The sequence below is a fragment of the Halobacillus sp. A1-3 genome, from assembly GCF_050971765.1.
In the GTDB taxonomy this organism is placed as follows: domain Bacteria; phylum Bacillota; class Bacilli; order Bacillales; family Halobacillaceae; genus Halobacillus; species Halobacillus mangrovi_B.
The window spans coordinates 278,943-302,411 of the sequence record NZ_JBPCEO010000003.1 but is presented as its reverse complement, the minus strand read 5'-3'; the positions used below and the strand labels follow the sequence as shown (position 1 = coordinate 302,411).

The window sequence follows — 23,469 nt, the reverse complement described above, 5'->3', positions numbered from 1 at the left end:
ATTCAAGAGAGCATTTTGTCCATAACACGTCTTGCTTTTGGATCGAAAAATTGGATCGCTGGCCCGATACAAAGAAGAATAATCAGGGTCCCTAAACCGATAGGGCCACCTAAAGCTAATGCTAGAACGAGCGCAAAAACTTCTGTTAACGTTTTAGCAGTGGTTAAACTAAAACCAAATCTTTTTTGCAGAGCAACCATGAACCCATCGATTGGATTTAACGTAAATTTAGGCTGTAAGTAAAGCGAAACACCGAAGGCAATGATTATGATGCCTCCCAATAAAATAAGGAGCTGCTTCCAGAATATATTTACCACAAATGAATCAAAAACTGTAAGCAGCCAAAAATCAATCACTTTACCGACAACAAGAATTGTAAAGACAGCTAAAAGGTCAGGACGTTCTTTTGCAATCAAGGCGTTGGTTAAAATGAGAATCGCCCCAATAATGATTACCCAGTTTCCCACTGTTAAACCAACTGTCTCAGTTAAACCGACGTTCATTGCGTCCCACGCTCCTGCTCCTAGATCCGCCTTGATCGTCAGGGTAATGCCAAGAGCAATCGTAATCAGCCCTGCTATGTAGAAAAAAGCTTTAATGCTGTAGTTTTTCATGTTTCTATCCCCTCTTTCATATATCCCCTAATAGAAAATATTTTTGATATTGCTTAGTTAGATTGCATTTATATTTAATGAAAACAAGGTTTTATCCAAAAAAAAGAGCGCTTATCCAAATTCAGGATAAGGCTCTCTTCATTTTACTTAGAAAGCTCGATGCACTCAAGTGTTTCTTCAACTTCAATGCTATTTTGAACCGATTGAACCATAGAACAATTATTTCTCGATACGTCTAAATTTTTCAAGAGCTTGTCTTGATTCAAGTGGTAGCCTTTAATGACATAATGCAAATGAACCTTTTCAATTCGGTTAGCCTCATCAGCGTTCCGCTTTACGTCTGCTGAAATTTTAATATCTTCGTAGTCCACACGCTGTTTATCAAGAATCTTGCGAAATACACCGATGCTGCAGCCAGCGATGGAAGCAACCATCAATTGATAGGGGCGGAAGCCGTATGTCTCGTCTCCTGAGATGTTCAATTGTCCATATTCAAATGAAGTACGGACACCGTTGTCTTTTAAATAAAAATCCATTTCTATCCACTCCTTTTAAATAAGCTGGGCCTTTAGTTATATAATAACCGTTTTCGAAAGGGAAATAACCTGCACTGCGAAAGACTTGCCTCGTTTCTTCCTATTGTTTACGATAATGAAGGTGAATTCAACAGGAAGGGGGGAAGATTTATCGTTTCCTCACATACACGATTTTGGATATTAATTGGTCTCGTGACGATTTCAGGTTTTTCTCAAGGTATGCTTCTCCCATTAATTGCTGTCATCCTTGAACAGAATGGCATCTCATCATCCATCAACGGATTGCACGCCACAGGCCTTTACATAGGTATTTTGATTTCTTCACCTTTTATGGAAAGACCTCTTCAAAAATATGGCTATAAACCTGTGATCATGGTTGGAGGCGCATTAGTCTTTGTATCGTTACTGTTATTCCCTTTTTGGCAGGCACTCTGGTTTTGGTTCATCTTACGAGTAACTATAGGCATCGGAGATCAAATCCTCCACTTTGGAACTCAGACGTGGATTACCGCTACCTCGGCTAAGCATTCGCGGGGAAAAAGCATTGCTTACTACGGACTTTTTTTCAGCCTGGGATTTACGGCCGGTCCGCTGATGACGAATTTGCTAGAGTGGAGTCTCTATGCTCCATTCTTAATCTCATCTTTATTAAGTATGCTTGTCTGGCTCTTTATGATTTGGGTCAGAAATGACTCTCCCGCGAAAGACCTTACCACAGCTTATGGAACAAGTTCAATAAAAAGGTTTGCAAAAGCGCTCAAGAAAGGCTGGGTCGCTTTTCTTCCGCCATTAGCTTATGGATTCTTGGAAGCTACCCTGCACGGGATCTTCCCTGTATACGGTCTTAGAATCGGTCACGATGTAAATATTTTATCACTGATCATTCCATGCTTTGCTTTCGCAAGTCTATTTTCTCAAATCCCTCTTGGTGCTTTGAGTGATCGTGTTGGTCGAAGAAAAGTGATAGTAACTGTCGTCGTAGGTGGCATCCTGTCGTTTTTGGCTGCAGCGTTATTTGAGGATTCCGTGCTCATGTTATTCATTACATTTGCACTTGCAGGCTTATGCGTGGGTTCGCTTTTTTCCTTAGGTATTTCCTATATGACAGACTTGCTTCCTAAAGAGCTGCTTCCTGCCGGCAATATCCTGTGCGGGATGTCTTTTAGTATAGGGAGTATACTGGGCCCCTTTCTCTCTGGTACATTTTTAGACCTCGTCCCTGGACTCTCATTCTTTTATGTCATTGTTGCACTACTTCTCATCGTATTGGCATCGACTATGATTGCAAAAGGACCGCAAAAACAAACAGCTGCGAACGCATAGGTTCGCAGCTGTTTTATTATTCGGATAAAGCTTCACTTAATACGTCTAAATTCTGTCGCATTAAAGTAAAGTAATCCTCTTCATTTTTTATATCTTCTTTAGTCAACACAGACAAGTTGTGCACTCGAAGCGCTTCTGCGTCTATTTCTTTTTGAACAACTTTAGAGACTTTAGGCGTCACATTCTGCTCGAATAGGACATGACTGATCTTATACTCTTCAGCTTTTTTAATAATTTCTTCCAGTTCTCTTTGAGAAGGTTCGCTTGTCGCGCTTATACCTGATATTGCTACTTGCTCAATTCCATAAGCTTGCTCCCAATATCCATAAGCAGCATGGGAAACAATGATTTTGTTTTTAGGCTTACTTTCCAGCTGTTTATGAAATTCCTTATCAAGCGTTTCTAACTTCTTCTTTAGCTGCTTAAAGTTTTCATTAAATTGGTCCTTTTTTTCTGGTTCCAACTCAATAAGCTGATCTTTAATGTTTTCTGCTAATTGAACCGAACGAATAGGATCGAGCCAAATGTGCGGATCTTGTTCGCCATGGTTATGGCCTTCGTGATCTTCCTCCTTGGCTTCAATGTGGTGTTCTTCTTCATCAGCGTGTTCTTCTCCGGAGTGCCCATGCGCATGTTCTTCTAATTGTAATCCATGTGAAGCTTCAAGTATCTCGACTCCTTCAGGCTTGATCGCTTCTGAAATGGTTTCTGCATATCCTTCAAGTCCGGCGCCACTATAAATGAACGCGTCTGCTTCAGCCATTTTCACCATCTCTTTTGTTGTAGGCTCATAAGTATGCGGGTCAGAACCTGGGGGTAAGATAGAGTCTACTTCTGCAGCTTCCCCTGCAATTTGCTCCGTAAAATATTTAAGTGGGTAAACCGTTGTATGGATCTTCAATAGTTGGTCATCTCCTGACGATGAGTCACCCTCTTGGTTTACTTGTTCACTCGCACAAGCTGTGAGTAAGAATGTTAATAAAATTAATGATATCAATGCTGTGTACTTTTTCATACTGTTCCTCCCTATCCATATGGATTATAGCGTAACGATTACTATCTGTAAACAGTAATCATTACTTTTTGTTATTTTCAAAAAGATGAGCCTGTGTACAAGCCACAGGCCTTAATGACATTCAGGACATTTTCCGTAAATCTCAAATTTATGATTTTCTATATCATATCCATTCAAATTCTCACTAATGCTGTCCATTGGGCAAAACTGAATGGATTTTGTTTTTCCGCAAGCCGTGCAAATAAAGTGGTGGTGATGACCATGCGTATCACAGCCTAAGCGAAAGTGCTTCTCACCACCTAATTCAGTTGCTTCCAAAATCTCTTCATCTGTTAGTAAGTACAGATTACGATAAATCGTATCATAACTGACTCCAGGGAAATCCTCCTGAATTGCCTTGATGATATCCTTTGCGGGAATGTATTGATCCTGTTTTATAAAAATATCTAAGATACTTTCTCTTTGCTTCGTTCTCTTATACCCTTTTTCCTTTAATTTTTGTAAAGCTGTCTCAACGTTCATCCTACCTCACCCTTTGTCTATTGTTGAGTTCTAACTTTTTTATACAAAATCGACATTAGCAATATCACTACCGCTGTCATGACAATGGTACCGCCTGGCGGAACACTCAAATGATAAGCGGAGAACAATCCTAGGATTACAGAAGTTTCACCAAAAGCAATCGAAAGTCCTATCGTCTGCTTGAAACTTCTGGATATACGTAATGCTGAAGCCACAGGAAGCGTCATTAATGCAGAGACGAGTAAAATACCAACGACTTGCATAGAGGATGCAATGACAAGTGCGACCATCACAATAAACAGGAGGTGTATCCAGCGGCCATTTACTCCTGAAATCGAAGCATGCTCTTCATCAAAGGAAAGCACAAACAGTTCTTTATAAAAGATAATAACAATGGCTACTACCATTATTGTAATGAAAAGCACCGTCCACACACTCGAGCGGTCAACAGCTGTGACACTTCCGAATAAATAACTGAATAAATCCGTGTTAAATCCATCCGCAAGAGAAATTAGGATGACGCCAAGCCCGATCCCACCAGAAAGAATAATCGGAATCGCTAATTCTTCATAATGCTTATAAACCTTTCTCAACCGCTCAATTAAGACTGCGCCTATGACGGAAAAGACCATGCCCATGTATACAGGATTCCAATCATTGATACCCGAGACTTTCTTTTCTAATAGTAAACTTGCCGCAATACCTGTCAAAGTGATGTGGGATAGAGCATCCGCAATCAACGAAAGTCTCCTGACCACAATAAAAACTCCAAGTAATGGAGCGACAATCCCTATAAGCAACCCTGTAACGGCTGCATTCTGTAAAAATTCAAACTGAATAAAACTCTCAATCATGCGTATTCACCCCGTGATGCTCGTGGTTATGTGTGAGCTGATGAACGGAGTGTCCATACAAACGGTTCAAATCCTGCTCACTGAATTCCCCGTACTCCTCAGATCCCCCGTGGAAATGAACCGTTTTATTCATGCAGACGACATGTGTCGCATGTTCCGTTATTGTTCCAATATCGTGGGTAACCATTAATAATGTGATTCCTTCTTGTTTATTCAAGCGCCCCAACAAGTTATAGAACTCTGTCACATGTTCGGCATCTACACCTACCGTTGGTTCATCAAGAATGAGAAGGGAGGGATCACTAACAAGCGCTCTCGCAATGAAGACACGCTGCTGCTGACCGCCTGAAAGATCTCCGATATTTTCACTGGAAAACTGCTCCATTCCAACTGTCTTCAGTGCGTGTATCGCTTTATCTCTATGTTTGCGATTAAAAAATTTAAATGTTCCAATTCGAGAAACGAGACCGCTCATCACAACCTCTAACACTGTCGCAGGAAATCCTGAATTAAAGCTGTTGGCTTTTTGGGAGACAAACCCGACTTCCTGCCAATTTTTAAACTGCTTGATCGGCTGACCAAACAAGCGAATCGATCCTCGTCCAGGTTTCACCAGCCCGAGCATCAACTTAATCAGTGTTGATTTCCCTGATCCATTAGGTCCGACTAATCCGAGGAACTGGCCCTCTTCAATGGTGAGGTTAACATCCTGGACGACCCATTCTCGCTCATATTTATATGATACGTTTTCTATTTCTACAATTGTTTGTTTACTCATGAGTATCCCTCTTCAAATAATAATCATTACGATTTAAATTTCACACTCTATCATAAAGGAGGATTGGTTTAGACGCAAGTTTTATTATTTTTTTGTAGTGTCTTTTTGCCTTGTCAGTTACAGGGTACCACCAATCATTTGTATAGTGCCTGACACCACCAAAAAAGCGCTAGAGCTTTAAGCTCCAGCGCATTCTTTCACAAATATTTATTGTAGCGTTTCTCTAAATAATCTTGTAGCGCTGAAAAGATCATAGTCAAGGGCCAGTAAATAAGCGCCGCTGTTATATACATCGTCATCGAATCTACCGTTCGGCCAGCAGCAATTTGAGCTTTGTTCAGTATTTCAGGAACGGAAATCATGGCCGCCAGTGATGTAGCTTTCAACAGGTCTAGAAAAACATTTCCCAAAGGAGGAATAGCAATTCTTGTGGCTTGAGGCATGATGATCCTCCTAACCGTCTTCCAATAAGTGAAGCCTAAAGCCCTCGCAGATTCCCACTGGCCATAAGCTACGCTGTTTAAAGAAGCACGGTTAATCTCGGCAATGTAAGCGGCACTATTTGTACCAAATCCGATGACTGCTGCGACAGTCGCAGGCATTTTAATTCCTACAACAGGCAAACCGAAATACAAAACGAACAGATAAACAAGAATTGGCGTACCGCGCATGAAAGAAATATACAAACGGGCCGGCCACCTTAACCACAGTTTATCTGATCCTCTCATAAGAGCTAAAAAGAAACCAAGAATAAGACCAATCAACATTCCAAGAACAGCAACGAATAAAGTTAGAGGAACCCCTTCCAGGATAAAAGGAAGGTTTTCCCACGCACGTTCCGTGTTGAATAACTTTTCAACCTGTATGTCTCTGAATTCTATTCCAAGCATAGCTGATCCCTTACAAGTCTAGTCCTTCAAGCTCACGGATATCCTCTTCAGGTTTTTTGGAGGCGTCTTTGCCGCCAAAGAATTCTTTAGATATTTTAGTCAATGTGCCATCTTCGCGCATTTCCTGAAGAGTAGCATCGATTTTTTCTTTCATTGTTTGTGCATCTTTTGGCATAACGATTGCAGAATTTGTCGGGTGGAACTTCAAGTCTGGGTGAAGTTTGACATCTATATCTGGCAATGCTTTAAGAGCTAGAGACTGAAGGTAATAATCATTGATGATGAAATCTGTATTTCCATTTTCTACGTCACGCAGGTAAACATCATTTGTAACATTGCCGTACGTTTTCGTTTCAGCTCCAAAATGCTCGGCGATTTTGGAGAACACAGTCGTCGCTCCTCCGCCATGCTTTTTTCCTTCCAAATCTTCTAGTTTTTTAATCCCGGATAGATCTGACTCACGGACAATCATAGTTGAATAAGAATATTTGTATGGTTCACTGAATGAAAATTGTTCCTGGCGCGCTTTTGTCACTTCCATGTCATTGATGACGGCATCAACACGTCCACTATTGATGGCTGTAAGCAGCCCGTCTACACCGTACTCTTCAAATTTCAAATCAAGATCGAGACGCTTTGCTACCTCTCTCATAACTTCGACATCGTAACCTGTCAACTTATCAGAACCCTCTGGATAATAAGAAGCTGGGAAGAGAGTTCCGGAAGTACCAACAACGATTTCTCCTCTTTCTTTAAGTTCATTCCACTTCTGGCCAGAAGCTTCTTCTGAAGTATTATTATCGGAGCTTTCCTCACTGCTGTCGCTTGATCCACAGGCCACTAGAGTGAAGGAAAGTATAAGCATAAGTATAAATAAAAGTCCTTTACGCATTTTATATCCACCTTTCTTTTGTTGTATTCACACCTATCCAATATAGCAACTTAACACCTGTAATATCAACTGTATTGCTTTGTTTTTTTAGAGGAAATGATTGACTGGTGGCGAAATTAACAAATATATCTTGACTGAGCACATTTCCATGCTATCATAATAACATATACTAAATTATAATTATTTTAATCTAAGTGATAACGACTTTCAAATAGCAAACTTTATTAAACATCATTATGTAATTGATCATGGTTATCATTATCAATTACAAATAGGAGTTGAGAATAATGACTTCAGAAACTCAATCAATTCATAATCGCTCTCTGCCATCATGGCCAAAATGGATGAGCCTAATCAAAGGGCATGCCGAGTTAATCGCCGCTCTTCTCAGCGGCCTACTCGTTTTGATCGCCTGGATGGGAGAAAGCTTTTTTGCCCCAAGTACTTATGTAACCCTTCATATTATAGCGTTTGTCATTGGAGGATTTGCTAAAGCAAAAGAAGGACTGGAAGAAACGGTCAAAGAAAAAGAATTGAATGTTGAATTACTTATGATTCTCGCTGCGATTGGTTCAGCTTCCATTGGATATTGGACGGAAGGTGCAATCCTCATCTTTATTTTCGCATTGAGCGGAGCACTTGAAACGTACACGATGAACAAAAGTCAAAAAGAGCTTTCCTCTTTAATGAGCTTACAGCCAGAGGAAGCTTTGAAAGTTACAGAAGAGGGGTACGAAACCACTTCTGTTGCTTCACTGCAAATTTCTGATCTTATCTTAGTTAAACCTGGAGAACGTGTTCCTGCAGATGGTGTCATAACTAAAGGAGAAACCTCTATTGATGAAAGTGCCATTACAGGAGAATCTGTCCCCGTTACAAAAGGATCAAGTAAAGAAGTTTTTGCAGGCACCGTAAACTTAAATGGCAGCATTGTAGTAGAAGTAACGAAAAAATCGAATGAAACACTGTTTCAGAAAATCATCACGATGGTACAGTCGGCACAAAGTGAAAAAACACCCTCACAGCTATTCATTGAACGTTTTGAAAGCACGTATGTGAAAGTTGTCCTTCTCGTAGTGGGGGTTATGCTCTTTCTCCCCCACCTCCTGTTCGGATGGAGCTGGATGGATACCATTTACCGAGCGATGATTTTACTTGTCGTAGCTTCCCCATGTGCTTTGGTTGCTTCGATCATGCCAGCGACACTTTCAGCTATTTCAAATGGCGCAAGAAACGGACTACTCTTCAAGGGCGGAGTTCATCTCGAAAACCTTGCCCACCTGCAAGCGATCGCTTTTGACAAAACAGGCACATTGACAAAAGGCAAACCTGAGGTGACGGATGCCGTCTATGCTGAAGGTGAAGATGAAAAAAGTGTCTTGAGTGTTGCTGCTTCTATTGAACAACAATCGAACCACCCGCTTGCCAGAGCAATCGTTGATTTTGCCCATCAGGCCAACGTACCCTTATTGGATATAGATGATATGAAAGATGTTAGCGGGAACGGTGTGTCTGCTACATTTAATGAAGAGAATTGGAAGATTGGGAAAGCTGATTTTGTTGGAAAACAACAAGCCGCTGCATTTCAAAATGGGCTAGCAGAAGAGCTGCAAAAGGAAGGAAAAACGGTGATTTTCGTTCAAAGGAACGAATCTATCGCAGCGATTTTCGCCTTGAAAGATACGGTTCGAAAGGAAACAAAGCAAGCAATCAAAACCTTGAAGAAGCGCGGGGTTTATACAATTATGCTTACAGGAGATAATCCCACGACAGCGAACGCTATAGCTAAAGAGGCCGGTGTCGATCACTATATAGCAGAACTTCTGCCGGAAGAGAAAGTGAAAGAGTTGAAGACATTAAAAGAGCATTTTGAACAAGTTGGCATGGTTGGAGATGGAATTAACGATGCACCAGCCCTTGCTACAGCAAATGTAGGAATTGCCATGGGCGAAGGCACAGACGTTGCTCTTGAAACAGCTGACGTTGTACTAATGAAAAATGACCTTCCCAGGATTTCACAAGCGATTCACCTTTCTACAAGAATGAATCGTATTGTAAAACAGAACGTCGTTTTCTCCATTAGTGTCATCATGCTCCTGATCATCAGTAACTTCTTACAAGTTCTAGATCTTCCTCTAGGAGTCATCGGCCACGAAGGAAGCACCATTCTTGTGATCTTAAATGGTCTTCGCCTGTTAAAATCTTAAAATAAAACCCGAAAGCAGGTGCTTTCGGGTTCTTTATATTATACAGAACTCCTCTTACGATTGTGGTGAATGATGGCATTAATCTCTCCACCTGCAATAATCACGATACCCGATAAATAAAACCAGATCATTAATACAATCACACCACCCAGACTTCCGTATGTGGCTGAAAAATTACCTAAGCTACTTACATAGAAAGAGAATAATAAGGAGACTAGCTGCCACCCGACCGTTGCAAACAGCGCTCCAATTACTGTGTCTCTATACTTCACGGGTTTGTTGGGTGCCATGACGAACAGAAAAGATAACACTATGAAGAAAATTATCGAAGAAATAACCCAGCGTAGGGCGTTCCATATGGAAAGAAAGCCTTCGGACAAACCAAAAAAAGAAAAAACATATACCCCAATCGCATGTCCCATAACCGGCAGTAAAAAGGCGATGGCGATGACAAATACCATAGCGATTGTCAAAATAATAGCAATAAAACGGGACACCAAAAATGGGCGGTCCTCTTCTACATCATGCGCACGATTGAACGCCCTCATAATTGCGTTAACACCATTTGATGCCGCCCACAGGGTCCCTATCAACCCAATCGATAACAAGCTGCCATTCTCGTCCTTCAACAGTGACGTCACGTTTTCCGTAATCATATCGAAGGTTTCAGGAGGAGCATATGTTTGAATTATGGCCAGTACCCGATCTTCATCAATATGTAAATATCCAAGTAAGGTAGCTAGGAAAATCATGAAAGGAAATAACGATAATAGAAAAAAATAGGCGAGTTGAGCTGCCATCCCCGCGACATCATCTTCTCCAAACCGGGTAAACAACTCTTTGCCGAACGCTATTACATTCTTCATGACATTCCTTCACCTCTATACATCAAGAAGCTTCTTTTGGATCATCGACAGCTTTTAATTGCTGCTCCACCTCTTGGTTGATTTCACCTACTCGATTCAACATCTCTTCAGCTTTGTTCAGAATTTCCAGCAGGTCTTCTATACCTTTATTAATTCGATTGGACAAATATTCATAATTCACTCTAATTGAATGAATTGCCTCAGAAGGATGCGTCACATAGCCCTTACAAGATGATCCGACTGATCGTGACTTATTACCTACATATTCTCTCGTGTCTCTATCCAAAAGCATGAGGGCTCCTCCAACCACTGCTCCCAGAACTACACCTCTCCATAGTTTATTCTGTCCCATAAAAAATTCCTCCTTATAAGTAATGGTCTGCTTTAATTTTCTCAAGCAGCTGCTTGCATCCGCTGCTAACTAATTCATACACATATTCGAAGTTGCCAGTAAAGTAAGGATCCGGTACATCCGTTTCGTTTACTTCTGGCACAAAATCCAGAAGCTTACCAACGAAAACGTCATTTTTCTCACGAATGGAATTTAGATCATTAATATTCTTTTCATCCATAGCAATAAGATAATCAAAGTCGTCCCAGTCAGATTCTTTTACCTGTCGGGCAGTTATTCCTTCATAAGAAATTTGATACTCGTCCAAAATTTTTCTCGTACCTTCATGAGGTTCGGATCCTGTATGCCAATGACCAATTCCCGCAGAATCTACAGAGATCTGTTGGCTCAAACCTTCTTTCTTTACTAAATCCTTAAATATGGCTTCTGCCATAGGTGACCTGCAAATATTACCGAGACATACAAATAAAACGCGGATCATTTACCTTCCTCCATCTATAGTATTTCATCATTACTAAATTCTATGAACAGCTTAAAAATCCTGCTCTCGCGAAAAGTTATAATGAATATTTTCCCCGAACTTGTCGAATTAAACAAAGATCTGACTTTTAATATTTGTAAAATCCCTTGACTTTTATATTAAATTTTCGGAATATTTTATATATAGATAAAATTCTACAAATCAGCAAAGGGGGATATCATGGGTGAAGGAAGTGCATTATACAATTTTTTAAGCAATTTAAGTGGAATTGTCTGGGGACCTCTTTTACTAACTTTATTAGTAGGTACTGGTATCTATTTGACATTAAGGTTGGGATTTCTACAATTCAAAACCCTTCCTTACGCGCTTAAATTAGCTTTCAAACCAAGTAAGAAGAAAAACAAGAAGGAAAAAGGGGACATCTCTCATTACCAGGCTCTCACCACAGCCCTGGCGGCTACAATCGGAACTGGGAATATCGCGGGTGTTGCAACCGCAGTAGTTTTGGGCGGACCAGGTGCTGTATTCTGGATGTGGATCACCGCGGTATTCGGGATGGCGACTAAGTATGCGGAAGCGGTCTTAGCCGTCAAATATCGAATTACCGACCCAAATGGTGAAATGGCCGGAGGGCCAATGTACTATCTTTCACGCGGGCTAAAGTGGAAAAAGCTCGGAAGACCACTTGGACTATTGTTCGCTATTTTTGGAGCCGTAGCAGCGTTCGGTATCGGAAATATGGTACAGTCGAATTCTGTTTCTGATGTTATGGAAACAACCTTCAGTGTACCGACCTGGGTGACAGCAACGATTCTTACAGTTGGAGCTGCGTTAGTACTTTTAGGCGGAATTAAGAGTATCGGTCGAGTAACAGCATACTTTGTACCGATCATGGCAATCTTTTATGTTATAGGTGCTTTAATCATTATCATTATGAATAGTAATATGGTATTGCCTGCATTTGGTACGATCTTTAGTGATGCCTTTACCGCAAACGCTGTTGGTGGAGGTATTTTAGGTACTGTAATTCGTTACGGAGTTGCTCGAGGTGTATTCTCAAACGAAGCCGGTTTAGGTTCTGCACCGATTGCAGCAGCCGCCGCTCGTACGGACTATGCCGGCCGTCAGGCTCTAGTCTCCATGACACAGGTATTTATTGATACAATCATTGTCTGTACAATGACAGGATTGACTATTGTCATGGCAGGTCAGTATAGAGGAAACAGCGAATTAGATGGTGCTGACCTCACGTCCAGGTCTTTTGAGATCTTCCTCGGAGATGTTGGGGCGTATATTGTAACCATTGGCTTGATCTTCTTTGCGTTCTCTACCATTGTAGGATGGTCTTACTATGGCGAAAAATGCTTTGGCTATCTGACAGGTCAACGCGGATTGGGCATTTATAAGATTGTCTTTGTACTCTTCGTGTTCGTTGGCGCCATTTCTCAGTTGGATACTGTTTGGGTCTTTGCCGACGTTATGAACGGTTTAATGGCATTCCCGAACTTAATTGGACTCCTGCTCCTCTCTGGAGTTGTAGCTGCTGAAACGAATAAATTCCTTAAAGTAGCCAAACAAGAACGACAGCAAGAGAAAGAAGCGAAATATACAAGTTCATAAACAAACAAAAGCTTTACTAAGGAAGGAAGGATCACTCTCTCGAAGAGTGGTCCTTCTTTCATTCAATGGGTTCAATGCATGTTGGCCCTTCATTCTTTGCCGCATTCACATACTCACTGACTTCATAGGCTTCCAGATCTTCCATGCTTAATTGATGGACAAAATCATAAGCTTGGTCAGGCTTCCATTTCACAGGTTCGATCCAATGCTCCAGTTGGCTTTTGGGCAGAATGACAGGCATACGATGATGAATATTTTCCATAAAAGAATTGGCTTCTTGAGTTAAAATCGTACAGGTGAAGCGTTCTTCCTCATCCTTTTTCCACTGATCCCATAACCCGGCAAAAGCAAACAGCCTTCTATTCTCTAAAGAAATTCTCAACGGCTTCTTCCCAGAATCTGTTTTTCTCCATTCGTAAAAACTATCCGCAATAATTAAGCAGCGTTTTTTACTCATCAAATTCTTGAAACTGGGCTTCTCATGAGCCGTTTCGCTTCTGGCATTGATCATTTTGTAACCAATCTTCGGATCCTTTGCCCATGAAGGAACGAGTCCCCAATACATATACCCGGCTCTCTTCTTTTGTCCATCGTGAATGACGGCTAGCACTTTTTGTCCAGGAGCGATATTATATCGTGGTTCGTAATCCCGAAGCGGATGGTCTAAATCGAATTCTTCTACGATTTCCTTCTCGTCAGTAAATAGAGTAAATCTGCCACACATGTTAACCCCTCCTTGAAATGTCCTAACGCGAGACGACGATCAACTAGTAACTAATGTAACCACTGCCTCGTCCTTTAAGACCCTAAAATTAACTTAAGGGCAATCTCTACTAATAGATATAGCAAAAAGTGCCAGAGCTAAAATCTGGCACTCTCTCCTACTTCGATAAACCATGCATGATGAAATGAATGGTACGGTCTATTTCTTCCTCATCGTCCCACTCCAGTTCTGGAACTATAATAAAACGGGTGACAAGAAATCCTATAATTGAGGACATAATCATCCGAATCATGGATGCGTTCGGAAAGTCAACTACCTTATCTTTTACTTTCAATTCATTAAGCGCTTCTTCAAATCTAGGAATAACTTCTTTCGTAAACACTTCTTGAAACTGCTCTTGGAGTTCAGGATGAAAGGCGATCTCCTGAAGTACAATTCGTAATAAAGGTGAATTTTCCTTCGCAAAGTGAAACCTGTTCCTAACTAAAGTTCTCAGCAGTTCTTCAAATTCTTCAGGCAGCTGGCTAAATACATTTTTGGCAAAATGAGTAGCAAAAAATGGAAGAGTAAATTTTGTCATAAACGGCGTGACAATAGATATGAGCAAATCTTTTTTCGTTTTATAATGACGGAAGATCGTTCCTTCAGCAACGTTAGCCCTCGCAGCAATTTCACTTGTAGAAGAAGAAGCGTATCCTTTTTCAGCAAAAATTTCTACTGCTGCCTGGAGAATCTGGGCCTGTTTAGGCGTGAGATCTTCTTCTTTGGCATCCTGCTCTAATTGTTCCAAAATGTTCTCTAATTCCTTCATATGCTTGCCTCCTAGGCATCTTCTATCTCCATTATAAACTGCGATGACGCTTCAATGCGAATATATTGAGAATGGTGAATAAGAGCGCAAACCCGACAAGGATATAAAGTTGAATCTGAAAATCCATCCATCCTTCTCCCCGAAGCATAATCCCCCTCAAAGCTTCCGCCCCATAGGTCAAAGGCATGACTTTTCCTATACCTTGCAGCCAGTAAGAAAGTCCTTCAATCGGAAAGAGCCCTGAGAAGAATACTTGTGGAACAATGACAAGCGGGATGAATTGGATCATTTGGAACTCATTTTTAGCAAATGCCGACAAAAGTGTCCCGAGGCTTAAAGCTGTTAATGCTAATAGAAAAGTCACTAGTAGCACATATAAGAATTCTCCTGTCATAAATAAGTCCAAAACGTATATGGAGTAGGCTGCGATCAACAAGGATTGAAGCACAGTAAACAGACCAAACCCTCCTAAATAGCCAAGTACAAGCTCTCCTCGTTTAATCGGTGTCGACAAAAGGCGTTCCAAAGTACCTTGAGTACGCTCTCTCAAAAAGGAGACGCCTCCAACAATAAACACAAAGAAAAATACAAAAAATCCTATGAGCACCGGACCAATATAATCAAACAAGTCCATATCGTCCGAGCCATGCCAGAAGTCAATTTCAAACGGCTGCTCTGTTCCTGCATTGAAAGCACTCTTCAATTCCTTTTGAACTGCGCTCGCTGTGTTAGGATCACTTCCCTCAAGAGTAATCACTGGCTGTTTTTGATTCCATTGAATCATGCCGTCTATCTCTGCATCGTCCAAAGCGCTTTCTGCTTCAGTCAATGACATTGCGGTTAGTTCAATATCCACACTCTCTAACTTCTCAATGAAAGGATCTGGAACATCGACTACAGCTACTTCAAGCGTAGAACTATCACTATCAAGCACGAGCCACATTAATGTGAGGACAAAGATAGGAGCTACGATCATCAAAGCCATGCTTCTTTTATCTCGTTTAAATTGAATTAAAATTCTTTTCATTACCGTAATCGTGTTCATTCTTCTGCACCTCCATAATAAAGAAATACTTCTTCTATATTGGCTGCACCTATTTCCTCTTTTAGCTGCATTGGAGAATTCAAAGCGATCACTTTACCTGAACGTAACATGGCTAATCGATCACACTTTTCTGCTTCATCCATTACGTGGGTCGTAACGATGATGGTAACTCCCTTATTTTTCAACCGATTTAACTCATCCCAGATAGATTGCCTTAGTACAGGATCAATTCCCACTGTCGGTTCATCAAGGATGATCAGTTCAGGTTCGTGGACAAGCGCAGCAGCTAGAGAAAGCCTGCGTTTCATCCCACCAGAGTAAGTTTCAACAGTTTGATCTAAATGATTAGTTAAATCGACCATCTCCATCACTTCTTTAATTCTTTCTTTTTTGTGTGCTTTAGGCATTTTATATAAAGAAGCGAAGAAATCGAGATTTTCTCTTGCTGTCAGTTCTTGGTATAGGGCGTCTGCCTGGGCCATAAACCCATATTGCTTCATTTGGTTAAGTGAAGGCATTTTCTCTCCATTTAGAAAAACCTCGCCTTCAGTCGGACTCAGAATTCCTGTCATCATTTTTACAAGGGTCGTTTTCCCAGCACCAGAAGGACCGAGCAGTCCGAAGATTTCTCCTTTTTCAATGGATAAATTTACATCTTTGATGATTGTGGTTTTACCAAATTGATGAGAAATCTGATTCATTTGAACAATACTCATTGAAATTACCTCCATCTTATGTGAGTGATTACTCACTTATATTATTACTCTTTTCAAACAAAAAGTAAAGTGAGTAATCACTCATTATAAAAATAAAAAAATACAACCCGAAGGTCGTATAGTTAAAAACCAAAGTGGCTGTTAATTTTATTTTGATATTGTCTGAAAGCTCCCGATTGATTCAACCTGCGCTTTTCCATCATCAAATTAAAGCGGATTCGTTTCTCTGACAGCTCCTTTCTTACATAAGCAGAGCGTTCCGGATCTTTGATTTCTTCAAGTAATTCTTCTAGATTAACAATCTCTTTCTTAAGCTGCATCTCTTCGGGGAGCATATTCGCGTTTTTTAAAATTCGGTAGCTATTCCGCATCTCATCAGGAACGTATGCAAGTTCATCTTTAGGTAGAGGTTTTCCTTTTCCAGGGAGGTTCTCGAAATCTCCATTTTTAATCGACTGTTTAATCTTCTCTTCAATCAAATGGCCAAAATCCATATTGCCCTCTCCTTTTAATATTTCAATTGAACCTACACTTATAGTCAATAGGTTAAGCTTTTTCGAGCATTTTCTCCAACGTCTCCCTGAGGCTTCCGGATAGTGCATCGACTTTAAGAATTCGTTTGATTCGATCTTGATTTTTTCTATCATGATAACGGACATTATTCACTTCACTTACTGAAATTTGATCAGGATGACGTTCGATTAATGTCATCATGTCTCCAGGAGTTACATCCCCCTCTTTAAGCACACGGAGGTAGAACCCTGTATAGCCGCTGGCTGTCACTTGAGCAGGAAAGTCATCGATTCCATGGGTCCTGGCAATGATGTAGCAAGGTTTCCTTGGTTCGGTAATCTGGACAATTGCTTCCCCCAACTGAAAAATATCCCCGATATGGACATCCGATTCTTCTATGCCTTCAACGGTAATGTTCTCTCCAAATGCAGGAAAGGGAAACGGCTGACTATAATGATTCTCCCAATGCCGATAATGCTGGGCCGGGTAAAGGCAAACTGCCTTGTCACGCCCGCCATGATTTTTTTTATCAGCTTGTTCATCTCCATCGAAATTAAGAAAGGACAAAAATGTCGTGGATTGGACTGGCTTTTTACGGTAGGCACTCTCCAAATCACCTTTATCTGTTTGATAGACTTCCGGTCGCCCTACATTCAAAGATAACAGCTTATACTTCATCTAACGTCCCCTCTCTCCATTTTAACACCCAGGCCGGAAGGTAGTCATAGCTCCAGGCATCCATCGGATAATCGACAAATACTTCTTCACCGTTCTCATATAAAGCTTGGATGAGTTCATTTATAGCACCAAAGTAGTACGTGTATAGAAATTCGTAGCTGAACGGTTCTTTCGGCATATGGTTCTCTGCACATACTTGAGGGTCACTATAGTTCAAGTACGTTCGGCACGGAACCGGTCGAACTTCATAGGCCATACATAACTGATTCTCAGGATCTAACATCGGACAAGGCAAATTAAGCTTCTTATACTCCAATTTTGTTTCTGGATCTTCTGGATCCATGGTAAAAGCATGATCCAGCTTATCCTTTTGAGCGGAATAGTATTTCTCCCAGTGGTCAAAAATTGCATTTTTTCTCTCTTCAGTGAATCGTTCAATCGACTTGAAAAGTATTTTCGCCTCCATCCGGCTGACTACAATTGGAAAATAACAACAAAAAGCACAGCCTTTGAAACAGTTTGGTTTCATATTACTGAATGATTCCATTCTCTCAATTTCGTTGTCAATTTCAGTCAATAAGGTTTGGAAACCTTCAAGAATGACGTCTTCTGTATCTAATTCACTATTTAAAAGGTCATCGACAATTTTATCGAAGAATACTGGATCAATTTCGTATTCTTCGTTGATTCGTTCGCATTTATTCAGTATTTCCTGGTGTTTTAGAAAACGTGTCATGACGAAAACTCCCCTATTTATCGTTGCCTCTATTATACATGTTTCTCCAACCATTTAACTACTCAGGATTCTCCACCAATTTCCTCTTGTTAGACCCCCAAAAAAATCATATCATGTTACAATGACATATATTATGAGAAATCTGTTCATCTTTGGAGGTACGTCTAAATGCTAGCAAATGCTGAAATTGGTATCGATCTTGGTACAGCAAATATATTAATCTATTCTAAGTCAAAAGGAATTCTATTAAATGAGCCATCAGTCGTAGCTTATAATACGGAAACGAAGAATGTTGTCGCTGTCGGTAAAGAAGCTAAAGAAATGGTCGGAAAAACCCCAAGAAATATTATCCCAGTAAGACCTTTGAGAGACGGAGTCATCGCAGATTATGATATGACTGCACAAATGTTGAAAGAACTACTTAAGAAGGTTTCTAAGAAGTCTGGCCTATCGATGCGTAAGCCAACGGTCGTCATCTGTACTCCATCCGGATCCACTTCTGTTGAACGCCGCGCAATCCATAATGCAGTGAAAAGCTACGGAGCTAAACAAGTTCACCTTATCGAAGAGCCAATCGCTGCTGCTATTGGTGCAGACCTGCCTGTAGACGAGCCAGTTGCTAACGTGATCGTTGATGTCGGCGGAGGTACAAGTGAAGTAGCAATTATCTCCTTCGGTGGAGTTGTTTCCTGTAAATCTATTCGTACAGGCGGAGACGTTATGGATGAAGAAATCATTCAATATGTCCGCAAAGCTTATAATGTATTGATCGGAGAACGCACAGCGGAACAAATTAAAATGGAAATCGGTTATGCGTTAATCGACCACCCTGAACTAACTATGGATGTTCGTGGACGTGATATGGTTACAGGCTTACCAAAAACGATTGAGTTGAAATCTACAGAGATTCAGTCTGCTTTAAAAGAATCATTGGAACAACTGCTTGAAACAATCCGCGCAACTCTTGAAGAATGTCCTCCGGAATTGAGCGGAGATATTGTTGACCACGGTGTCATCTTGACTGGAGGCGGCTCACTGTTGAATGGTATGCAGGACTGGCTTTCCCAGGAGATCTCCGTTCCTGTCCATATGGCCCCAAGCCCATTAGAATCCGTAGCCATTGGAACAGGCCGCTCGCTTAAAATGATTCAAAAACTGCAAAAAGCCTCAAAATAAGTTTTAGTGCGAAATCGCCCGGCCAGCCCTGACAATCATAAGAACAACAGTGCAGTGAAATGTTTTTACTCCACGGAACTGTTAGACTTAAGGCCTCTAAGGGTGAGGCGATATGAACCGGCTCACATAACAAAACCCGCTCAGGACAATCCCTGAAGCGGGTTTTTTAAATAAGCAGACATTCATGATCAAAAATAAAGGAGTACCGGATATCGATAAATAGAAAATACTGATCAGATACAGGCATACTAAACGTACGAATCATTTCTTTTGTATCAATATCAGAATAATTGTCCGATAAAATTCCTTTTCCAGTCGATTTCATCTGCACTACATTTTCTAAAAAGTATGGACGGAACGCCCAGTTCGAACCTCTCTGCTCTGGTTCAAGTTCCCAACTATTAACTCTTTTTCGAAAGTTTGAGGAGATCTGTTGGCCGTCGCTGTTACAGACGAACATCCGAAAGCTTTCTTGATGAAAACGGTCTTTCACTAAATCAATAAACGCGTCAACTTTCTTAGGTCCTTCCCACTTTGGCAGCAGTTCCCGAACTTTATTTTCCCATTGGGTTATAAGGTGGAGCCTTTGTTCCACTAGCGACTTCTCCCTAGTAATATAGGCGGCAATTTTCTGGGTGAGGTTCAAGGTCAAAGCCTCTTTTGTTACAAGATAATCGGAAGGCTTCGCCAGAAAGAACCCTTGATAGAATCTTCCCCCATGTTTCCACGCAAAGTGAAGCTGGAAATCGTCTTCTATATTCTCGAATAAAAGAGCCGCTCCAATTCTTCTCGCAAGCATGGACAGGGAGTACATGACGTCATGAAAACCATCTGCATTTTGATTTCGGATAATCGTCGTATCAATTTTCAATATATGAGGTTCAAGCTGACGGATTCGGTCAATATTCGAGCTTTTTGCCCCGACATGGTCGACAGCAATTTGAATGCCATATGTCTTATAATATTGCAGCAAATGACTGAGGACTTCGAATTCTTCATCAAAATCATGCTCTGTCACTTCAATTACAATCCGGCCCATTGAAAAACCCTTCTGTTCAAACAAAAGCAATGTCTGCAGCAAGTCTTCTCCGTTGTTTACCATCAGCTGTTTAGCATTACGGTTGATAAATAAACTCCCTTCCGTCTTTGACTGCAGCATTTCTGTCATCGCTATTTTTAATAAATGCTGATCTACTTCAACTTTAAATTCATCAGGCACTTCTTCATCATGAAAGAACGGACCAAGACTCATCCAGCTGCCTTCATTGTTATAACGCCCCAACACCTCATAACCAATCACATCATGTTTTATGGCGCTGACTATCGGCTGGTATACTGGCTTTACGTAATGTAAGTCACTTACGATATCTAATGGATCCATAGGTATCCCTCCTCCATTAATAAGTTTATTCATTATAATTTCACCTAATGGTTCACTGGAACAAGTATTTTGAGGAATTTTCTTACAGGTTTGTGAAGAAGCATACCACCTTAATATTAATTCTCTGTCACCCTGTAAATCCCCTCTTCCTGGAGGAGTTCCAAGTATTTCTTCCTTTTGGAGGAATTTCACTGTAAATGTCGAATTCTATTTTAGAGAAGAGTAAAGGGAAAGTCTAAAAAAGTAGCTTCCTTTCCCAGACATTTGATAAAATATCGTAGGGATCCCACTCTCAAGGCACGCGGTTGGAAGACCGCTTTACGTCTTGCACATTGTTGTAAATAAGGAGTTATATCTAATGAAAATCTCTACATGGTTAAAGTGGATAACAGGAATTTGTGAAGCCTTTCTTGCCATTCCTATTGCTGGTGGTGCGTTTATTTTAAGCACAGGATGGCAGGCACTGATCTTTATGTTTATTTTTCACCTGGTAGCCTTAGTTTTCTCTGTAAAAGAAAGTCGCTCCTTTGCAGGAAGCGTTCTCGGCTTAATCACTAACGCTATCGGGGCTTTGCCTTTCGTAGGCTGGATCATGCATACGATTACAGCTATTGTCCTGCTTGTCGATGCAGGCGTATCAACAAGGACTGACAAAGCTGCAACATCCTAAACCTGAAAAACAAAACAAATTAGAATGGATGACCAAAAGAGTAAAGGGAGGGAGAAAATATGTACACAGTCATTTGTTTCTTTAGAGTAAAGCAATCAGACGTGGAGGAATTTGTAAAGTTGACCAAACAGTCAGGAGAGCTTTTAAAAGCCCACGGAACCCTGGAACATCATATGTTCTATGCAAATGAACTCACAGGACGCCAAGGATCCATGGGTATTCTCAATTTTATTGAGGTGGACGAAGATGAAGAACTTCTGCTTGGACAATCCATTTTCGAAAGTAGAGAGGATTACTATAAAGTAATGGAACAAATCGGCTGTAATGACATTATTCAATATTTGAATCAACACATTAAAGACATCGTTGAAATGAGTCGTGTTGTCACTTCAAGCTTTACTACAGAAATCCCTCAATAATTTGAGGGATTTCTTCATAAAGCGGATGGCTGGTGTCCACAACGGAAGATGGTATGATAAGAGTAGACATTACTTGGAGGTGGGATAGATGAAAATAGTTGTACTAGGCGCCGGTGCTCTTGGCGCTTACTTCGGAGGCCGCTGGCAGGAAGCTGGTCATGAAGTGGTCAATTTAGTTCGAGATGGTCGTGCGGAACAAATTCAGAAGCACGGATTGCAGTTACATAGTGAAATGGGTGACTATCAAGTTTCCGAACCCAAAGTTGCAACTTCTCCAGAAGAAATTGAAGATCCTGATTTAGTATTTTTAGCCGTGAAAGGCTACCATCTTCACGGAACAATTGACTGGCTGAAAAATCTTGTTGAAAAAGGCGCCAAAGTCTTTCCCGTATTGAATGGTATGGAGCATATCAATATTTTAAGAGAAGAACTAGGCGAAGAAGCTGTCATTGGAGGCCTGTCCTTTATCATTGCAACACTGGATGAAAATGGCCACGTCGTTCATACGAGCCAATTCCATGATCTCGTGTTTGGTCCTTTGCATCCTTCACAACAGCAAATTTGCGAAGAACTTGCTCTCGCCTGTAATCAAGCAAACATAAACGGCACATTAAGTCCTAATATTTTTGAAGAAATGTGGAGAAAGTATATGTTCATCTCTTCTTTTTCCGGAATTACTACGGCCGTAAACCAGCCGATCGGAGAAGTACGCAGTTATCCTCAAACCTTCAGAATCGCAGAACGAATTCTTGAGGAGATGAGGCAGCTAGCTAATGCCCACCAGGTCAATTTAACTGAAGAGGATGTAGCAACTGCATTCGAACGCCTTCGAGGCCTTGACCATGAAATGACTTCCTCGATGCATCAGGATCGAAGAAAAGGACTCCCGTTAGAAGTGGAGCATCTTCATGGCGGTGCCCTTCGCCTCGCCAGTGAAGTTGACCTCTCTATGCCTTATACAGAAACCATTCATGCAATGATCAAACCCTATGAAGCTTACCAAGCGTAAAGGTAAAAGGAAGGCGTCTCATAATCTGAGACGCCTTTTTTTATTCTTCAGCATATTGGTCCACTTTCGGGCGTTTTCCATATTGTAATTCACGAATTGATAAACCAAAATCCATTTGTAAATGAGGATAATCTTTAAAATTGGAAAAGTCACCGCCCCACTCAAACCCCATATCCTTTGCGATGGCCACGACTTCCATCCAATCAGACTCCCCATTTTTATTATCATCACGCCTCATATCCCATACGACATCACCGTTGTCTAGTTTAAGCGCGAAGTCTATCGCTAAGCCATAGTTGTGGAACGATTCACCACCTTTAGCATAGGTGACAATTCTTCCATCTGTTGAGCGCCCGCGTTCATAAAGGTTATTTTGTCGTTCCACAGAACGATGGCCTTCTGTAATAAAGATATCAATCCCTTTGCTTTTAGAAGTCGCAATCAATTCATTTTTGTATTCTTCAACCTTAGGATGGAGTGTGGTTGGCATCGGCACATCCTTTTTCTGAAACGGTAGCATTATAGAATTATCCAACTTTGGCCAGAGAACAAAAAAGATCAATCCGATACTTAGCAGAAAAAAACTGAAGGCTAGCATATTGGATAGGATTCTCATCTCACCGACAACCCTCTCTCATTTA

Annotated in this window: 27 protein-coding genes; 7 read left to right on the top strand and 20 right to left on the bottom strand. The window is 40.9% G+C overall.

What is annotated here, in order from left to right; translation table 11 throughout:
- Window positions 1-2: 2 nt before the first annotated feature.
- Together ACRYKC_RS06975 and ACRYKC_RS06970 are read right to left on the bottom strand one after the other, a co-directional pair.
- On the bottom strand, window positions 3-614 hold the full coding sequence (locus tag ACRYKC_RS06975) for a YczE/YyaS/YitT family protein (protein WP_433806017.1): 612 nt from the start codon (window positions 612-614) through the stop codon (window positions 3-5).
- A 143-nt stretch (window positions 615-757) separates the two neighbouring features.
- Window positions 758-1,150: an OsmC family protein gene (locus ACRYKC_RS06970; RefSeq protein ID WP_433806016.1), complete on the bottom strand. Its 393-nt coding sequence runs from the start codon at window positions 1,148-1,150 to the stop codon at window positions 758-760.
- 150 nt (window positions 1,151-1,300) lie between these two features.
- Here ACRYKC_RS06970 and ACRYKC_RS06965 point away from each other — a divergent pair, with 150 nt between their 5' ends.
- Window positions 1,301-2,473, top strand: a complete 1,173-nt coding sequence (locus ACRYKC_RS06965) for an MFS transporter (protein ID WP_433806184.1) — start codon at window positions 1,301-1,303, stop codon at window positions 2,471-2,473.
- A 16-nt stretch (window positions 2,474-2,489) separates the two neighbouring features.
- Here ACRYKC_RS06965 and ACRYKC_RS06960 read toward each other — a convergent pair whose 3' ends face one another.
- The 6 genes from ACRYKC_RS06960 to ACRYKC_RS06935 form a co-directional block, all read right to left on the bottom strand.
- Window positions 2,490-3,488 carry a metal ABC transporter solute-binding protein, Zn/Mn family gene (locus ACRYKC_RS06960; RefSeq protein ID WP_433806015.1) on the bottom strand — a complete coding sequence of 333 codons (999 nt, stop codon included), beginning with the start codon at window positions 3,486-3,488 and terminating at the stop codon, window positions 2,490-2,492.
- A 111-nt stretch (window positions 3,489-3,599) separates the two neighbouring features.
- The gene (locus tag ACRYKC_RS06955; RefSeq protein ID WP_085030827.1) at window positions 3,600-4,010 is read right to left on the bottom strand and encodes a Fur family transcriptional regulator; all 411 of its coding nucleotides are present in this window, start codon (window positions 4,008-4,010) and stop codon (window positions 3,600-3,602) included.
- A 17-nt stretch (window positions 4,011-4,027) separates the two neighbouring features.
- Window positions 4,028-4,864 (bottom strand): metal ABC transporter permease, encoded by an 837-nt coding sequence (locus ACRYKC_RS06950; protein WP_433806014.1) that lies wholly within the window; start codon window positions 4,862-4,864, stop codon window positions 4,028-4,030.
- Entirely contained in the window at window positions 4,857-5,642 is a 786-nt protein-coding gene (locus ACRYKC_RS06945) for a metal ABC transporter ATP-binding protein (RefSeq protein WP_433806013.1), read from the bottom strand. Before ACRYKC_RS06945 ends, ACRYKC_RS06950 begins: the two co-directional genes overlap by 8 nt.
- A gap of 197 nt (window positions 5,643-5,839) precedes the next feature.
- The gene (locus ACRYKC_RS06940) at window positions 5,840-6,532 is read right to left on the bottom strand and encodes an amino acid ABC transporter permease (protein WP_433806012.1); all 693 of its coding nucleotides are present in this window, start codon (window positions 6,530-6,532) and stop codon (window positions 5,840-5,842) included.
- Window positions 6,533-6,542: 10 nt separating this feature from the next.
- Window positions 6,543-7,424, bottom strand: coding sequence for a transporter substrate-binding domain-containing protein (locus ACRYKC_RS06935; protein ID WP_433806011.1), 882 nt, complete (start codon window positions 7,422-7,424; stop codon window positions 6,543-6,545).
- A gap of 287 nt (window positions 7,425-7,711) precedes the next feature.
- Here ACRYKC_RS06935 and ACRYKC_RS06930 point away from each other — a divergent pair, with 287 nt between their 5' ends.
- The gene (locus ACRYKC_RS06930) at window positions 7,712-9,631 is read left to right on the top strand and encodes a heavy metal translocating P-type ATPase (protein ID WP_433806010.1); all 1,920 of its coding nucleotides are present in this window, start codon (window positions 7,712-7,714) and stop codon (window positions 9,629-9,631) included.
- A 38-nt stretch (window positions 9,632-9,669) separates the two neighbouring features.
- On the opposite strand, the gene ACRYKC_RS06925 is transcribed toward ACRYKC_RS06930, so the two are convergent.
- The 3 genes from ACRYKC_RS06925 to ACRYKC_RS06915 are packed head-to-tail and all read right to left on the bottom strand — an operon-like array spanning window position 9,670 to window position 11,330.
- Entirely contained in the window at window positions 9,670-10,497 is an 828-nt protein-coding gene (locus tag ACRYKC_RS06925; RefSeq protein WP_433806009.1) for a YihY/virulence factor BrkB family protein, read from the bottom strand.
- Window positions 10,498-10,519: 22 nt separating this feature from the next.
- Entirely contained in the window at window positions 10,520-10,849 is a 330-nt protein-coding gene (locus ACRYKC_RS06920) for a YtxH domain-containing protein (protein ID WP_433806008.1), read from the bottom strand.
- A gap of 13 nt (window positions 10,850-10,862) precedes the next feature.
- Window positions 10,863-11,330: a low molecular weight protein-tyrosine-phosphatase gene (locus ACRYKC_RS06915; protein WP_433806007.1), complete on the bottom strand. Its 468-nt coding sequence runs from the start codon at window positions 11,328-11,330 to the stop codon at window positions 10,863-10,865.
- A 219-nt stretch (window positions 11,331-11,549) separates the two neighbouring features.
- Here ACRYKC_RS06915 and ACRYKC_RS06910 point away from each other — a divergent pair, with 219 nt between their 5' ends.
- A complete protein-coding gene (locus ACRYKC_RS06910) occupies window positions 11,550-12,950 on the top strand; it encodes an alanine/glycine:cation symporter family protein (protein WP_433806006.1) in 1,401 nt (466 codons plus the stop codon).
- 58 nt (window positions 12,951-13,008) lie between these two features.
- Here the strand turns inward: ACRYKC_RS06910 and ACRYKC_RS06905 are convergent, their stop codons facing one another.
- The 7 genes from ACRYKC_RS06905 to ACRYKC_RS06875 all read right to left on the bottom strand — a co-directional run bounded on the left by ACRYKC_RS06905 (window position 13,009) and on the right by ACRYKC_RS06875 (window position 18,173).
- Entirely contained in the window at window positions 13,009-13,674 is a 666-nt protein-coding gene (locus tag ACRYKC_RS06905) for an SOS response-associated peptidase (RefSeq protein WP_433806005.1), read from the bottom strand.
- Window positions 13,675-13,831: 157 nt separating this feature from the next.
- Window positions 13,832-14,485 (bottom strand): TetR/AcrR family transcriptional regulator, encoded by a 654-nt coding sequence (locus tag ACRYKC_RS06900; RefSeq protein WP_433806004.1) that lies wholly within the window; start codon window positions 14,483-14,485, stop codon window positions 13,832-13,834.
- Between the two features lie 31 nt (window positions 14,486-14,516).
- A complete protein-coding gene (locus ACRYKC_RS06895) occupies window positions 14,517-15,530 on the bottom strand; it encodes an ABC transporter permease (protein ID WP_433806003.1) in 1,014 nt (337 codons plus the stop codon).
- Window positions 15,527-16,246 (bottom strand): ABC transporter ATP-binding protein, encoded by a 720-nt coding sequence (locus tag ACRYKC_RS06890; protein WP_433806002.1) that lies wholly within the window; start codon window positions 16,244-16,246, stop codon window positions 15,527-15,529. Before ACRYKC_RS06890 ends, ACRYKC_RS06895 begins: the two co-directional genes overlap by 4 nt.
- Window positions 16,247-16,368: 122 nt before the next feature.
- A complete protein-coding gene (locus ACRYKC_RS06885) occupies window positions 16,369-16,740 on the bottom strand; it encodes a DnaJ family domain-containing protein (RefSeq protein ID WP_433806001.1) in 372 nt (123 codons plus the stop codon).
- A gap of 52 nt (window positions 16,741-16,792) precedes the next feature.
- Window positions 16,793-17,437: an MOSC domain-containing protein gene (locus ACRYKC_RS06880; protein WP_433806000.1), complete on the bottom strand. Its 645-nt coding sequence runs from the start codon at window positions 17,435-17,437 to the stop codon at window positions 16,793-16,795.
- Complete coding sequence (locus tag ACRYKC_RS06875) at window positions 17,427-18,173, bottom strand: YkgJ family cysteine cluster protein (protein ID WP_433805999.1); 747 nt, start codon at window positions 18,171-18,173, stop codon at window positions 17,427-17,429. The genes ACRYKC_RS06880 and ACRYKC_RS06875 overlap by 11 nt, the downstream gene beginning before the upstream one ends.
- A 168-nt stretch (window positions 18,174-18,341) precedes the next feature.
- On the opposite strand from ACRYKC_RS06875, the gene mreBH reads away from it, so the two are divergent.
- Window positions 18,342-19,349, top strand: coding sequence for a rod-share determining protein MreBH (gene mreBH, locus ACRYKC_RS06870; RefSeq protein ID WP_433805998.1), 1,008 nt, complete (start codon window positions 18,342-18,344; stop codon window positions 19,347-19,349).
- A gap of 166 nt (window positions 19,350-19,515) precedes the next feature.
- Here mreBH and ACRYKC_RS06865 read toward each other — a convergent pair whose 3' ends face one another.
- Window positions 19,516-20,730: an EAL domain-containing protein gene (locus tag ACRYKC_RS06865; RefSeq protein WP_433805997.1), complete on the bottom strand. Its 1,215-nt coding sequence runs from the start codon at window positions 20,728-20,730 to the stop codon at window positions 19,516-19,518.
- 358 nt (window positions 20,731-21,088) lie between these two features.
- On the opposite strand from ACRYKC_RS06865, the gene ACRYKC_RS06860 reads away from it, so the two are divergent.
- The 3 genes from ACRYKC_RS06860 (at window position 21,089) to ACRYKC_RS06850 (ending at window position 22,828) form a co-directional block, all read left to right on the top strand.
- Window positions 21,089-21,400, top strand: a complete 312-nt coding sequence (locus tag ACRYKC_RS06860; RefSeq protein WP_433805996.1) for a hypothetical protein — start codon at window positions 21,089-21,091, stop codon at window positions 21,398-21,400.
- A gap of 59 nt (window positions 21,401-21,459) precedes the next feature.
- The gene (locus tag ACRYKC_RS06855) at window positions 21,460-21,819 is read left to right on the top strand and encodes a DUF1428 family protein (RefSeq protein ID WP_433805995.1); all 360 of its coding nucleotides are present in this window, start codon (window positions 21,460-21,462) and stop codon (window positions 21,817-21,819) included.
- Window positions 21,820-21,907: 88 nt separating this feature from the next.
- On the top strand, window positions 21,908-22,828 hold the full coding sequence (locus tag ACRYKC_RS06850) for a ketopantoate reductase family protein (protein WP_433805994.1): 921 nt from the start codon (window positions 21,908-21,910) through the stop codon (window positions 22,826-22,828).
- 40 nt (window positions 22,829-22,868) lie between these two features.
- Here the strand turns inward: ACRYKC_RS06850 and ACRYKC_RS06845 are convergent, their stop codons facing one another.
- Window positions 22,869-23,318: a M15 family metallopeptidase gene (locus ACRYKC_RS06845; protein WP_433805993.1), complete on the bottom strand. Its 450-nt coding sequence runs from the start codon at window positions 23,316-23,318 to the stop codon at window positions 22,869-22,871.
- Between the last annotated feature and the right edge of the window lie 151 nt (window positions 23,319-23,469).

Coding starts and splice junctions, on each gene's coding strand:
- ACRYKC_RS06975 (WP_433806017.1), bottom strand. CDS start 614: ATGAAAAACTACAGCATTAAAGCTTTTTTCTACATAGCAGGGCTGATT.
- ACRYKC_RS06970 (WP_433806016.1), bottom strand. CDS start 1,150: ATGGATTTTTATTTAAAAGACAACGGTGTCCGTACTTCATTTGAATAT.
- ACRYKC_RS06960 (WP_433806015.1), bottom strand. CDS start 3,488: ATGAAAAAGTACACAGCATTGATATCATTAATTTTATTAACATTCTTA.
- ACRYKC_RS06955 (WP_085030827.1), bottom strand. CDS start 4,010: ATGAACGTTGAGACAGCTTTACAAAAATTAAAGGAAAAAGGGTATAAG.
- ACRYKC_RS06950 (WP_433806014.1), bottom strand. CDS start 4,864: ATGATTGAGAGTTTTATTCAGTTTGAATTTTTACAGAATGCAGCCGTT.
- ACRYKC_RS06945 (WP_433806013.1), bottom strand. CDS start 5,642: ATGAGTAAACAAACAATTGTAGAAATAGAAAACGTATCATATAAATAT.
- ACRYKC_RS06940 (WP_433806012.1), bottom strand. CDS start 6,532: ATGCTTGGAATAGAATTCAGAGACATACAGGTTGAAAAGTTATTCAAC.
- ACRYKC_RS06935 (WP_433806011.1), bottom strand. CDS start 7,424: ATGCGTAAAGGACTTTTATTTATACTTATGCTTATACTTTCCTTCACT.
- ACRYKC_RS06930 (WP_433806010.1), top strand. CDS start 7,712: ATGACTTCAGAAACTCAATCAATTCATAATCGCTCTCTGCCATCATGG.
- ACRYKC_RS06925 (WP_433806009.1), bottom strand. CDS start 10,497: ATGAAGAATGTAATAGCGTTCGGCAAAGAGTTGTTTACCCGGTTTGGA.
- ACRYKC_RS06920 (WP_433806008.1), bottom strand. CDS start 10,849: ATGGGACAGAATAAACTATGGAGAGGTGTAGTTCTGGGAGCAGTGGTT.
- ACRYKC_RS06915 (WP_433806007.1), bottom strand. CDS start 11,330: ATGATCCGCGTTTTATTTGTATGTCTCGGTAATATTTGCAGGTCACCT.
- ACRYKC_RS06910 (WP_433806006.1), top strand. CDS start 11,550: ATGGGTGAAGGAAGTGCATTATACAATTTTTTAAGCAATTTAAGTGGA.
- ACRYKC_RS06905 (WP_433806005.1), bottom strand. CDS start 13,674: ATGTGTGGCAGATTTACTCTATTTACTGACGAGAAGGAAATCGTAGAA.
- ACRYKC_RS06900 (WP_433806004.1), bottom strand. CDS start 14,485: ATGAAGGAATTAGAGAACATTTTGGAACAATTAGAGCAGGATGCCAAA.
- ACRYKC_RS06895 (WP_433806003.1), bottom strand. CDS start 15,530: ATGAACACGATTACGGTAATGAAAAGAATTTTAATTCAATTTAAACGA.
- ACRYKC_RS06890 (WP_433806002.1), bottom strand. CDS start 16,246: ATGAGTATTGTTCAAATGAATCAGATTTCTCATCAATTTGGTAAAACC.
- ACRYKC_RS06885 (WP_433806001.1), bottom strand. CDS start 16,740: ATGGATTTTGGCCATTTGATTGAAGAGAAGATTAAACAGTCGATTAAA.
- ACRYKC_RS06880 (WP_433806000.1), bottom strand. CDS start 17,437: ATGAAGTATAAGCTGTTATCTTTGAATGTAGGGCGACCGGAAGTCTAT.
- ACRYKC_RS06875 (WP_433805999.1), bottom strand. CDS start 18,173: ATGACACGTTTTCTAAAACACCAGGAAATACTGAATAAATGCGAACGA.
- mreBH (WP_433805998.1), top strand. CDS start 18,342: ATGCTAGCAAATGCTGAAATTGGTATCGATCTTGGTACAGCAAATATA.
- ACRYKC_RS06865 (WP_433805997.1), bottom strand. CDS start 20,730: ATGGATCCATTAGATATCGTAAGTGACTTACATTACGTAAAGCCAGTA.
- ACRYKC_RS06860 (WP_433805996.1), top strand. CDS start 21,089: ATGAAAATCTCTACATGGTTAAAGTGGATAACAGGAATTTGTGAAGCC.
- ACRYKC_RS06855 (WP_433805995.1), top strand. CDS start 21,460: ATGTACACAGTCATTTGTTTCTTTAGAGTAAAGCAATCAGACGTGGAG.
- ACRYKC_RS06850 (WP_433805994.1), top strand. CDS start 21,908: ATGAAAATAGTTGTACTAGGCGCCGGTGCTCTTGGCGCTTACTTCGGA.
- ACRYKC_RS06845 (WP_433805993.1), bottom strand. CDS start 23,318: ATGCCAACCACACTCCATCCTAAGGTTGAAGAATACAAAAATGAATTG.